Source organism: Streptomyces sp. NPDC032721, from assembly GCF_055579625.1.
The window spans coordinates 92,331-104,406 of record NZ_JBVIMX010000006.1 but is presented as its reverse complement, the minus strand read 5'-3'; the positions used below and the strand labels follow the sequence as shown (position 1 = coordinate 104,406).

At 71.4% G+C, this 12,076-nt stretch carries 11 protein-coding genes; 7 read left to right on the top strand and 4 right to left on the bottom strand.

Features of this window, described 5'->3' with window-relative positions; translation table 11 throughout:
- Window positions 1–6 precede the first annotated feature (6 nt).
- Genes ACZ5PB_RS14655 through ACZ5PB_RS14645 form a run of 3 tightly spaced genes read right to left on the bottom strand, consistent with a single transcriptional unit; the run spans window position 7 to window position 2,114 of the window.
- Window positions 7–519 (bottom strand): DUF5990 family protein, encoded by a 513-nt coding sequence (locus ACZ5PB_RS14655; protein ID WP_468691077.1) that lies wholly within the window; start codon window positions 517–519, stop codon window positions 7–9.
- Between the two features lie 45 nt (window positions 520–564).
- Window positions 565–1,443 carry an alpha/beta fold hydrolase gene (locus ACZ5PB_RS14650; RefSeq protein WP_468691075.1) on the bottom strand — a complete coding sequence of 293 codons (879 nt, stop codon included), beginning with the start codon at window positions 1,441–1,443 and terminating at the stop codon, window positions 565–567.
- Entirely contained in the window at window positions 1,440–2,114 is a 675-nt protein-coding gene (locus ACZ5PB_RS14645; protein WP_468691074.1) for a DUF998 domain-containing protein, read from the bottom strand. Before ACZ5PB_RS14645 ends, ACZ5PB_RS14650 begins: the two co-directional genes overlap by 4 nt.
- Before the next feature lie 72 nt (window positions 2,115–2,186).
- Here ACZ5PB_RS14645 and ACZ5PB_RS14640 point away from each other — a divergent pair, with 72 nt between their 5' ends.
- The 4 genes from ACZ5PB_RS14640 (at window position 2,187) to ACZ5PB_RS14625 (ending at window position 7,526) form a co-directional block, all read left to right on the top strand.
- Window positions 2,187–2,693 (top strand): hypothetical protein, encoded by a 507-nt coding sequence (locus ACZ5PB_RS14640; RefSeq protein WP_468691073.1) that lies wholly within the window; start codon window positions 2,187–2,189, stop codon window positions 2,691–2,693.
- Window positions 2,694–2,790: 97 nt separating this feature from the next.
- Window positions 2,791–4,494 (top strand): multicopper oxidase family protein, encoded by a 1,704-nt coding sequence (locus ACZ5PB_RS14635; RefSeq protein WP_468691071.1) that lies wholly within the window; start codon window positions 2,791–2,793, stop codon window positions 4,492–4,494.
- 170 nt (window positions 4,495–4,664) lie between these two features.
- Window positions 4,665–5,681, top strand: a complete 1,017-nt coding sequence (locus ACZ5PB_RS14630; protein WP_468691069.1) for a DUF4190 domain-containing protein — start codon at window positions 4,665–4,667, stop codon at window positions 5,679–5,681.
- A gap of 90 nt (window positions 5,682–5,771) precedes the next feature.
- The gene (locus tag ACZ5PB_RS14625) at window positions 5,772–7,526 is read left to right on the top strand and encodes an NAD+ synthase (protein ID WP_468691067.1); all 1,755 of its coding nucleotides are present in this window, start codon (window positions 5,772–5,774) and stop codon (window positions 7,524–7,526) included.
- Window positions 7,527–7,597: 71 nt separating this feature from the next.
- Here the strand turns inward: ACZ5PB_RS14625 and ACZ5PB_RS14620 are convergent, their stop codons facing one another.
- Entirely contained in the window at window positions 7,598–8,545 is a 948-nt protein-coding gene (locus ACZ5PB_RS14620) for an endonuclease/exonuclease/phosphatase family protein (protein ID WP_468691065.1), read from the bottom strand.
- Window positions 8,546–9,023: 478 nt separating this feature from the next.
- Between ACZ5PB_RS14620 and panB the strand changes: the two genes are divergently transcribed.
- From panB to ACZ5PB_RS14605, 3 genes are all read left to right on the top strand, one after another.
- Window positions 9,024–9,992: a 3-methyl-2-oxobutanoate hydroxymethyltransferase gene (gene panB / locus ACZ5PB_RS14615; RefSeq protein ID WP_468691063.1), complete on the top strand. Its 969-nt coding sequence runs from the start codon at window positions 9,024–9,026 to the stop codon at window positions 9,990–9,992.
- A 162-nt stretch (window positions 9,993–10,154) separates the two neighbouring features.
- The gene (locus ACZ5PB_RS14610) at window positions 10,155–11,228 is read left to right on the top strand and encodes an ATP-binding cassette domain-containing protein (RefSeq protein WP_468691060.1); all 1,074 of its coding nucleotides are present in this window, start codon (window positions 10,155–10,157) and stop codon (window positions 11,226–11,228) included.
- Window positions 11,225–12,073 (top strand): ABC transporter permease, encoded by an 849-nt coding sequence (locus tag ACZ5PB_RS14605; protein WP_468691058.1) that lies wholly within the window; start codon window positions 11,225–11,227, stop codon window positions 12,071–12,073. Before ACZ5PB_RS14610 ends, ACZ5PB_RS14605 begins: the two co-directional genes overlap by 4 nt.
- Window positions 12,074–12,076: the final 3 nt, after the last annotated feature.

Below are 12,076 nucleotides of genomic sequence, written 5' to 3'. Positions count from 1 at the left end.
CGTACGTCATCCGCCCGCTCCCGTGTCCCAGGCGATACGGGGCGGGCGGACCGCCGCGCACAGCGGTTTGCCCTGGCCGTCGGTGAGCCCGAGCCGGCCCACCGCCAGGCCCGTGCCGAGGAGTCCGGCGGGCAGGTCGGCGAAGAAGATCTTGGCCCGGCGGAACATCTCGAACTCGCCGCCCTCCGGCAGCTCGCCCCAGGTCAGATAGAAGAACCGCTCGCCGGGCCGCCCCTGCACGAACGGCCCCTTGAAGTCCGGCTTGCCGTCCCTTCCGGTCACCACACGCACCGGGAAGTCCCAGACCGCTTCCGCCGCGTCGCCCCGCACCGGCCGGTCCGGCTCGCGGCCGCGCTGCACCGCCACGTGCACGTCCCGGAACTCCTCGCAGGTGAGTCCCGGCAGGTCGGTGCCGATGACGCGCACGGTCAGCTCCGACGGCGGGGCGGACGATGGTGCCGTCGATTTCGCCGTTCTCTTCGATGTCGCCGTTTTCTTCGATGCCTCGTGATCAGTCATGGATCCATGTGACCACGCGGGTCTGACAACCGCCCGTGACCAGCATTACGCACCGTGACGGACTCGCAGCACCGCCCTCGCGACCGCCTCCGGCCGGTCCAGCATCACCAAGTGCCCGGCGGGCACTGCCGGTTCGAAGCGGGCGCCGAGCAGGTCGGCCAGATCGCGCTGGCGCTCCAGCCACCGGACGGCGAGGAGACCCGGACGGCCGTCGTAGCCCGGCATGACCGTCACCGGGGCTCCGGCGGGCAGCGGGTGGGTGGCGCGCAGGGCGAGGAGTTCGGCGGCCACCGCCATGTAGTGGGTGTTGTCCAGGAGCGCCCCGTCGAGCACCCGCGCGGTGCGGTAGGTGCGGCGTACGAGTTCCGTGGGCGCCGGGTCGGCCGCGCCGTCCGCCCGGGAGGCGCGGACCACCGCGCGACGGGTCGCGGGACCGAGCGCGGCCGGGGCGCCGACGGCGGTCAGCGCGGCGGCCAGTCCGCGCGCGAGGGCCGTGCGGACGGCGGGCGCCGCGGGCACGCGCGCGTGGGGCTCGACGCTGGAGTCCAGCAGGAGCACCCCCGCCGTGCGCGCCGGGTACAGCCGCGCGAACGCCTCCGCGTGGAATCCGGCGATCGAATGGCCGACGACCGTGGCGGGTCCCGCCGATCCGGTGCCCAGGCCGAGCGCGTCGAGCAGGGCGGCGATGCGGTGCGCCTCACCGGCGGCGGTCGGCGGGACCGCGGCGGGCTCCGAGAGACCGTGGCCCGGCCGGTCGAAGCACACCACGGTGCGGCGCGGGGCGAGCAGCCGTACCACCGGCTCCCAGTCGAACCAGCTCATCGCCAGTCCCGCGCTCAGCACGCACACCGGGCCGCTGCCCTCGACGACCACGTGGTGCGCGACACCACCGATCCGTACGAACAACTCATTCGCGTCAGTCACGGGGACAGCTTCTCGCGCCACACCGACCGTGCGAGCACCGCCAGCCAGATCGCCACCAGCAGCACTTGCAGCCGCTGCCCGGCCCCGAGCAGATAAGTGCCCCTCCCGGCCTGGAAGGCGGCTACGGAGGCCAGGGTCCAGGCGGTGGCGGCCAGTTCGAGGGCGACCAGGGCGGGGCCGCTGCGGGCGAGCGGCGTCCACTGCCGGTAGCGGCGTGCGGCGACGGTGAGCGCGACGATCCCGGCCAGCGCGCCCACGATGGCGAGGCTGCTGCTCCAGGCGTGCGCGGTGTGGGTCGCCGGGACCAGACCCGCGGTCTCCCTGGCCGCGCACTCCGGGTCGGCGGTGGGCGCGCAGCTCAGCGGAAGCCGGGAGTCCGCGACGGTCGCCCCGCCGAACAGAACCAGCCCCGCCCAGCCCGCCACCAGCCACGGCCTGCGCGGCGTGCGCGCCAGCGCCCACAGCGCGCCGAGGAACAGCAGCGAGCCCGCCACCAGGTCGGTGGCGCGGAAGAGTCCGCCCAAGGGCTGGTCCGCGGCGGCCAGTTCACTGACGTACGTACGGATGGGATCGAGGCCGGTCCACAGGAGGACCTCGATCACCCATGTGGTGTACGCGGCGGCGCCGAGGCCGAGGAGAACGGCGAGAGGGCGAGTGCTGAATACGGACATAGTGGGATTGATGCTAATTCTTGCCGCATCCCACTTGCCGAGGCGATACCCGCCGGGGGTAAGGTGCCGGGCATGGTGACCAACGGACGGAGCGCGTGGGGCGGACGGCTGCTGCTGTTCGCCGCGCTCCTGTTCGGCATCTTCACGATGCACACGCTGGGACACCCCGCCGAGGAGCACGGAACCGGTCACGGGGACACCGGGACGGCCGTGAGCGCCCCCGCCGTGGCAGGCACGGCAGGCACGGCAGGCATGACGGGCGTGGCGGACATGACGGACGTGCCGGACACGGCAGGTACCGCCCACGCGATGACGGCGGCCCCGTCGCCCGAGCACGGCACGGCCGGAACTGCCGCCTCCGCACCCCAGGACCCCTCGCACGGCATGGACCCCATGTCCGTCTGCCTCGCCGTGCTCGGCGCCTGGGGCGTCGCCCTGCTCGGGGCGTGGCTGGTGGTCCGTCGCGCGGCCGCCCGGGACCTCGCGCGGTTCCTGCGCGGGGCCCTGCTGCGGGCCCTGTGGCCCCAGCCCCCGCCGCCCAGAACGGTTCTCGCCCGGCTGTCGGTACTGCGGATCTAGGAGCGGAGTCCCCTCAAGGGACGCCTTCTCGCTCCGGCGCGCGCGCACGCGTGCCCGCACTCGCCTTCACCGACACCACCACACGAGGACTTCTCCCATGGGTACCTACACCACGCGCCGCACCCTGCTCGGCGCCGCCGTCGCCGCCGCAGGCACCGGATTCCTGGCAGCCTGCTCGTCCGGTTCCTCCGGATCGGGCATGGACGGAATGGAAGGCATGGACCACTCCGGCGCCAGGCCCGGAGCCGGCACCGGCAGCGGCGGCCCCGCCCCGCAGGGCTTCATCGCGCCGTACGACAAGGAGGTCGCCGCCGCCGAGAAGGCCCGCGGCGCCACCGGACCGGTCCGCGACGTGAAGCTGACCGCGACCCCCGCCACCCTGGACCTCGGCGGCGGTACGACCGTCAAGTCCTGGGCGTACGGGGACGCGCTGCCCGGCAAGGAGGTACGGGTGACGGCGGGCGACACCCTCGCCCTGACCCTCGCCAACCACCTTCCCGCCGCGACCTCCCTGCACTGGCACGGTCTGGCCCTGCGCAACGACATGGACGGCGTGCCCGGTCTGACGCAGCAGGAGATCAAGCCGGGTGCGGAGTTCGCCTACCGGTTCGCGGTGCCGCACCCCGGTACGTACTGGTTCCACCCGCACTCGGGCGTGCAGCAGGACCGGGGGCTGTACGCGCCGCTGATCGTGGAGGACCCCAAGGAGCCGCTGAAGTACGACAAGGAGTGGGTCGTCGTCCTGGACGACTGGGTCGACGGCGTCGACGGGTCCACCCCGGAGGCGGTGCTGGCCGAACTCAGCAAGGGCATGGGCGGCATGGACCACGGCGGCGGCGACATGGGCGGGATGGACCACGGCGGCGACACGGGCTCCGGCGCCGCGGGCGGAAGCGGTGGCCACGAGGGCCACTCGATGCCCGCACCCGCACAGTCCTCCGCCAAGCCCGCCCCCAAACCCTCCGGGCCCTCGCGCATGATGATGGGCACCAAGAGCGACATCCTGGGCCCCGACACGGGCGACGTCGCCTACCCGCATTACCTCGTCAACGGCCGCACCCCCGAGGCCCCTTCGACGTACAGCGCCAAGCCCGGCGACCGGATCCGCATCCGGATCATCAACGCGGGCGGCGACACCGCCTTCCGCGTCGCGCTCGGCGGCCACCGCATGACGGTCACCCACACGGACGGCTTCCCGGTCCGGCACGCCACGACGGACGCGCTGCTGCTGGGCATGGGCGAGCGGTACGACGTCCTGGTCACCGCCAAGGACGGGGTCTTTCCGCTGACCGCGCTCGCCGAGGGCAAGAAGGCGGCGGCCATGGCGCTGCTGCGCACCGGTGGCGGTGCCGCGCCCGCCGCCTCCGTACGGCCGAAGGAACTGACCGGGAAGGTGCTGACGGCGGACAGGCTGTCGGCGGACGAGTCCGTCGCACTGCCGGCCCGCGAGCCGGACCGGACGGTGAGGATCCGGCTGACCGGCGGGATGGCGAAGTACGACTGGGCCTTCGACAGGAAGCCGTACTCGGCCGGCCAGCGGCACCCGGTGAAGGCGGGCGAGCGGGTCAGGCTCGACTTCACCAACGCGACGACGATGTGGCACCCGCTGCATCTGCACGGCCATACCTTCGCCCTGGCCAACAGCAAGAACGGCCCCCGCAAGGACACCGCGGTCATCCTGCCCAACGGGCGCCTGACGGTGGACTTCGACGCCGACAACCCGGGGCTGTGGATGATCCACTGCCACAACGTCTACCACTCGGAGGCCGGGATGATGACGGTGCTGGGCTACCGCCGCTGAGCCGACCGACAAGGTGGGTACGGGAGTTGCCGCCGCGCGGCGCTCCCGCACCCTCGGCGCACGGCGTGGGGAATTCGTGATCTTCCGGTAAAGGGCCTGTTAGTGTCGTCGAACTTGGATTCGATCACGCTCCGAGCGCCCCACCCCAGAACCCCGCCCGAGGATTCCGCATGTCCGCACCCACCCCTCCCGCAGACCAGAACCACTCCCCCGGCCAGGGGAAGAACCCGTGGGCCGCCCCGCCCCAGGAGGGGCACCAGGTCCCGGAACCGCCGACCGCGCCCATGGGCCCGCCCGATATGGGCCCGCCCACCATGGGCCCGCCGCCCGGCTACGGCTATCCCTACGGGTACGCGCCCCCACTGGGCCCGCTGGACCAGCCGCCCCGCAACGGCATGGGCATCGCCTCCCTGACCCTCGGCATCCTCGGCGTACTGCTGGGCGCGCTGGTCTTCCTCTTCTGGCTGACCTGGCTCCCGTCGCTGCTGGCCGTGGTCTTCGGCTTCGTCGCCCTCGGGCACGTCAAGAAGGGCACTGCCAGCAACCGGGTCATGGCCCTGTTCGGAATGGCCCTGGGCGGGCTCGGCATCATGATCGCGATAGGCACCGGCATCTTCGCCGTCACCGCGATCAAGGAAGGCGTCAAGGAGCTCGACCGCCAGGTGCAGGAGGCGGAGGCGTCCGAGAGCCGTTCGGCCGAGGCCAGGGACAAGGAGCTCTCGGCCGTGGACGAGGAGCGTGCGCGGGCCGAGGCGTCCGCGTCCGCCGAGGCGGCCGCCGAGGCCGAAGCCGCGAAGCCCAAGGCCTTCGGCACCACCTTCACCTACCCGGACGGCGTCTCGATCAAGATCGGGAAGCCGGTGCCGTACACCGCGAGTGACACCGCCGCGGGGCACACCGAGGGCTACCGGTCGTACACGGTGGAGATCACGCTGACGAACGGCTCCAAGGAGAAGTTCGACTCCCTGTACGCGATCCCGCACTTCAAGGACGCCGACGGCGCGGAGGTCGAGAAGGTCTTCGACGGGCGCGTGCCCACCTCGTTCCGAGGGGCCCTGCACCCGGGGAAGAGCAAGACCGGCACCTACGCCTTCGACCTGCCGCCGGAGGCCGCGGGGGCGGCGTCGGTGGAGATGTCCCCGGCCGTCGGCTACGACGACGCCGTCTGGTCCGGCCCGACCAAGTAACCCCCGGACCCCGGCCAGGAAGCCTCCGGACACCGGGGCGCGGCACGCCCGCCAGGACATCGCGTCAAGTAGACGATTAGAGTGGCGGGCGTGCCTCAACTACGTCTCGCTCTGAACCAGATCGACTCGACCGTCGGCGATCTCGCGGGCAACGCCCGGAGAATCGTCCACTGGACCCGGCACGCCGCCGAGCAGGGCGCGCATCTGATCGCGTTCCCCGAGATGGCGCTGACCGGGTACCCCGTGGAGGACCTGGCCCTGCGGTCGTCCTTCGTCGAGGCCTCCCGCGAAGCCGTGCGCGCGCTGGCGGCGCAGCTCGACGAGGAGGGCTTCGGGGACATCCCGGTCGTGGTCGGCTACCTCGACCGGGCCGCCGAGGCGCAACCGCGCTACGGCCAGCCTGCCGGGGCCCCGCAGGACGCCGCCGCCGTACTGCACCGGGGCAGGGTGGCGCTGTCCTTCGCCAAGCACCACCTCCCCAACTACGGCGTCTTCGACGAGTTCCGGTACTTCGTGCCGGGCGACTCGATGCCGGTGGTCCGGGTGCACGGGGTGGACGTCGCCCTCGCCATCTGCGAGGACCTCTGGCAGGACGGCGGCCGGGTGCCCGCAGCCCGCACCGCGCACGCCGGGCTGCTGCTCTCCATCAACGCCTCGCCGTACGAGGTCCACAAGGACGACAGCCGCCTCGACCTGGTGCGCAGGCGCGCGCGGGAGGCCGGCTGCACCACCGCGTACGTGGCGATGATCGGCGGCCAGGACGAGCTGGTCTACGACGGCGACTCGATCGTCTGCGACAAGGACGGCGAAGTGATCGCCCGCGCCCCGCAGTTCTCCGAGGGCAGCATGCTGCTCGACCTGGACCTGCCCGCCGCGAGCGACGACCCGGTGACCGGGACCGTCGACGACGGCCTGCACATCGACCGGGTGGTGCTGAGCGCCGACCCGCTGCCCGCGTACGACGCCGAACTGGCCGGGGGTTACTCGGAGCGGCTGGAGGACACCGAGGAGGTGTACACGGCGCTGGTGGTCGGGCTGCGCGCGTACCTCGCGAAGAACGGTTTCACCTCCGTACTGATCGGGCTGTCCGGCGGCATCGACTCCGCACTGGTCGCCGCCGTCGCCTGCGACGCGGTCGGCGCGCAGAACGTGTACGGCGTGTCCATGCCGTCGAAGTACAGCTCGGAGCACTCCAAGGACGACGCCGCCGAACTGGCCCGCCGTACCGGACTGAACTACCGCACCGTCGCCATCGGCCCGATGTTCGACGCGTACATGGACTCCCTGGCCCTGACCGGTCTCGCCGAGGAGAACCTCCAGTCCCGGCTGCGCGGCACCACCCTGATGGCGCTCTCCAACCAGGAGGGCCACCTGGTCCTCGCCCCGGGCAACAAGTCCGAGCTGGCGGTGGGCTATTCGACCCTCTACGGCGACTCGGTCGGCGCGTACGGTCCCATCAAGGACGTCTACAAGTCGTGGATCTTCGAGCTGGCCCGCTGGCGCAACAAGGCGGCCGAGGAGCGCGGGCAGACCCCGCCGATCCCGGAGAACTCGATCTCCAAGCCGCCCAGCGCCGAACTGCGCCCCGGCCAGGTCGACACGGACTCGCTGCCCGACTACGACGTCCTCGACAAGATCCTGGAGAGGTACGTCGACCGGGACCAGGGCCTGGAAGCGATCGTGGCGGCGGGCTTCGAGCGCGAGCTGGTGGCGAGGACGCTGCGGATGGTGGACACGGCGGAGTACAAGCGCCGCCAGTACCCGCCGGGCACGAAGATCTCCCCGAAGGGGTTCGGCAAGGACCGCAGGCTGCCGATCACCAACCGGTGGCGGGAGTCGGGCTGAGGTGCCCGGCCCCCGCCGGGGTGAGAACTTCACGCGTGCGCCAGGGCCAGGACTTCAGGCGTGCGCCGGACCTAGAACTTCACGCGTGCCGCGATCGGCAGGTGGTCGCTGGCCGTCTCCGGCAGGGTCCACGAGGACATCGGCTCGACGCCCTTGACCATGATCTGGTCGATGCGGGCCATCGGGAACGCGGCGGGCCAGCTGAAGCCGAAACCGTCGCCCGCGGCGCCCTGGGTGGAGCGCATCTGGGCGGTGATGCCGTTGAGGGCGCGGTCGTTCATGGTGCCGTTGAGGTCGCCGAGCAGCACGATGCGGCGCAGCGGTTCGCGGGCGATGGCCTCGCCCAGGGCGTCGGCGCTGGCATCGCGCTGACCTGCGGTGAAGCCCGACTTGAGCTTGACCCGGACGGACGGCATATGGGCCACGTAGACGGCCACCTCGCCCTTGGGGGTGGTCACCGTGGAGCGCATGGCGCGGGCCCAGCCGAGCTGGATGTCGACCTGGTGGCTGTCCGTCATCGGGTACTTGCTCCACAGGCCGACGGTGCCCTCGATGGCGTGGTACTTGTACGTCTTGCCCATGGCCTGCTGGTACGCGCCCACCCGGTCGCCCCTGATCTCCTCCAGGGCCACCACGTCGGCGCCGGAGTCCGCGAGGACGCGGACGGTGCCCTCGGGGTCGTTGTTCTCGGCGTTGACGTTGTGGGTGGCGACGGTGAGGTCGCCGCCGGGGGCCGACTTGTCGGAGTAGAGCCCGGCGAAGAGGTTGAGCCAGACGGCGGCCGGGAGGATCAGCGCGACCAGGGCGAGGGCCGAGCGGCGCAGCAGGGCGAGCACCAGCAGCAGCGGGATCGCCAGGCCGAACCAGGGCAGGAACGTCTCGGTGAGGCTGCCGAGGTTGCCGATGGTGTTGGGGATCTGGGCGTGGAAGATCATCACCAGCGCGACCAGCACGGCGATGACGGCGAGGAAGATGCCGCGCCGCCAGATCCGGGGGTCGCCGCGCCAGCCGGCCGTCATCCGGCCGAGACGCGATCCGGAACCCGAACCCGAACCCGGACCTGAACGCGAACCGGAGCCTGAACCTGAACCCCAACCGGAGCCTGCGGCGGTCGCGCCCGTGGCTCCGGGGCCGGTCCTGGAGGGTTCCGCCTCCGGGCCGTCGTTCCCGGTGTCCGGCCTGTACGCCTGCGCCATACCGCTGTCCTCACTTGCCTTGCTCGCTCACCGCCCGCCCCGCCCCTTGACCCTAGGCGATGACCGGTGTCCATCTCCGCCGCCATCCACAACGGCCGTACGGGGGTGAGGACGGCCGTGCCCGGTGGCGGGTTCCTGGTCAGCCCCCTGCCCCGCCCTCTGTGACGAAACGCGCACAAAAGGGCAGGTGGGGAGGGTGTCGTGTCGTCCCACTACCGGACTGGCGCCGGGGATGCCACCATGGATGCGGTCCGGAGACGCCGTAAGGGCGCTTCGAGATGACGAAGGAGCCGTTTCAGCCATGACGCTTCAGGCTGCCCAGAACGCTGCCCAGAACCCGGATTCCGCCGGGTCACCCACTGCCGCCCCGGTCGCGGCACCCACCGCTTCGGCACCCGCCACGCCGGCACCCGCCGCTCCGGCGCCCGCCGCCGGGAGCCGGGACCCGAAGTCACTCTACGGGGGTACCGGCACCCGCCGGATCACCGTTCACCAGATCGCCGCCGCCAAGGAGCGCGGCGAGAAGTGGCCTATGCTCACCGCGTACGACGCGATGACGGCCTCCGTGTTCGACGAGGCCGGGGTTCCGGTGCTGCTCGTCGGGGACTCCATGGGCAACTGCCACCTCGGCTACGAGACCACCGTGCCGGTCACCATGGACGAGATGGCCGTGCTGTCGGCCGCCGTCGTCCGAGGGACCCAGCGCGCCATGGTCGTCGCGGACCTGCCGTTCGGCTCGTACCAGGAGGGCCCCGTACAGGCCCTGCGCAACGCCACCCGGCTGATCAAGGAGTCGGGCGTCGGCGCGGTCAAGCTGGAGGGCGGCGAGCGCTCGCTGCCGCAGACCGAACTGCTGGTCTCCTCCGGCATCCCCGTGATGTCGCACCTGGGGCTGACCCCGCAGTCGGTGAACACGCTCGGCTACCGGGTGCAGGGGCGCGGCGACGAGGCCGCGCACCAGCTGCTGCGGGACGCCAAGGCCGCCGAGAACGCGGGCGCCTTCGCAGTGGTCCTGGAGCTGGTCCCGGCGGAGCTGGCGGCCGAGGTCACCCGCAGCCTGTCCATCCCGACCATCGGCATCGGCGCGGGCCCCGACACGGACGCGCAGGTCCTCGTCTACACCGACATGGTGGGGCTGACCGGCGGCAAGGTGCCGCGCTTCACCAAGCAGTACGCGAACCTGCGGCAGACCCTCGGGGACGCGGCGCGGGCGTTCGCGGACGAGGTCTCGGGCGGAACGTTCCCGCGCGAGGAGCACACCTTCCACTAGAGCCACTGCCCGCACGAAACGACGGCCCGCCGGCCTCCCCCACCGGCGGGCCGTCGTTGCTCTGTCATCGGTGCTCGTCATCGGCGGTCTGTCGGTGATCTGTCGGTGGGCCGCCGTCGCTGGATCCGCGCTGTAGGCGGATTGTCAGTGGCGGCTGCTCCAATGGTGGACATGACGCGACACGACAAGAAACCGGGCGGCTCCGGTACCCCCGCCATCCAGGTACGAGGCCTGGTCAAGCACTACGGAGAGACCAAGGCGCTGGACGGCGTGGACCTGGACGTCCGCGAGGGCACGGTCCTCGGCGTCCTGGGGCCCAACGGCGCGGGCAAGACCACGCTGGTGCGCTGCCTCTCCACCCTGATCCAGCCGGACTCCGGCACGGCGACCGTCGCCGGATACGACGTGGTCCGCCAGCCGAGGCAGCTGCGCCGCACGATAGGCCTGACCGGGCAGTACGCCTCGGTCGACGAGAAGCTCTCCGGCTGGGAGAACCTCTACATGATCGGGCGGCTGCTCGATCTGCCCCGCAAGGACGCCCGCAAGCGCGCGGACGACCTCCTGGAGCGGTTCTCGCTGACCGAGGCGGCGAAGAAGGCCGCCGCGACGTACTCCGGCGGCATGCGGCGCCGGCTCGACCTGGCGGCGTCCATGATCGGGCAGCCCGCCGTGCTCTACCTGGACGAGCCGACGACCGGCCTCGACCCGCGCACCCGCAACGAGGTGTGGGCGGAGGTGCAGCGGATGGTCGGCGAGGGCGTCACCGTGCTGCTCACCACGCAGTACATGGAGGAGGCCGAGCAGCTGGCCAGCGAGCTGACCGTGATCGACCGGGGCAAGGTCGTCGCGGAGGGCAAGGTCGACGAGCTCAAGGCCAAGGTCGGCGGGCGCACCCTGCAGATCCGCCCCTCCGACCCGGCCCAGCTGAACGCGATGGCGGGCACCCTGGCCGAGGCGGGCCTGGACGGCATCGCGGGCGCGCAGACCCGCGTCGACGAGGGCCTGCTGTACGTACCGATCCTCAGCGACGAGCAACTGACGGCCGTGATCGGCCTGTTGGGCTCGCGCGGGTTCGCCATCGCCGACATCGGCACCCATCTGCCCAGCCTGGACGAGGTGTTCCTGGCGATCACGGGCGAGAAGAGCAGCGAGGCGGACAACGCTCCCCCGCCGCAGGAGCAGATCCAGGACGAGGTCCGGGACCAGGTCCAGGACAAGGAAGAGGTAGCGGCATGAGTACGGCCACCCTGACCAAGCCGGAACCGGACCAGCGGCAGGTCCGCCCGGCGGCCGTCACCGACGAGGGCCGCATCGGCCTGCGCGCCAATCTGCGTCACATCAGCGCGCTCGCCCGGCGCAACGCGCTGCAGATCAAGCGGGACCCGGAGTCGTTGTTCGACGTCCTGTTCATGCCGATCATCTTCACCCTGCTGTTCACGTTCGTCTTCGGCGGTGCGATCTCCGGCCAGGGCAACCAGGACCAGTACGTCAGTTATCTGGTGCCCGGCCTGATGGCCATGATGGGCATGAACGTGTCGATGGCGGTCGGCACCGGTGTCAACGAGGACTTCCAGAAGGGAGTCATGGACCGGTTCCGGACGATGCCCATCGCCCGGTCCTCGGTGCTCATCGCGAAGATAGTCGTCGAGATCGGCCGGATGATGATCGCCTTCGCGATCCTGCTGACCGTCGGTCTCATCCTGGGCATGTCCATCACCACGTCGCCGCTGCACGTCCTCGCGGCGGTCGGTCTGTCGCTGTTCTTCGGCGCCGCACTGATGTGGATCTTCATCCTGATCGGTCTGACCGTCAAGACGGCACAGGCGGTGCAGGGCATGGCGATGATCGTGCTGATGCCGCTCCAGTTCGGCTCCTCGATCTTCACGCCGACGAAGACGATGCCGGGCTGGCTGCAGACCTTCACCGACTACAACCCGCTGTCCAACCTGGCGGACGCGGTGCGCGGGCTGTTCCTGGGCGGCCCGATCGCACAGGACGTGTGGATGGTGCTGGCCTGGTCCGTGGTGATCACCCTGGTGACGGCGCCGCTGGCGATCTCCAAGTTCCGCAGGAAGACCTGACCG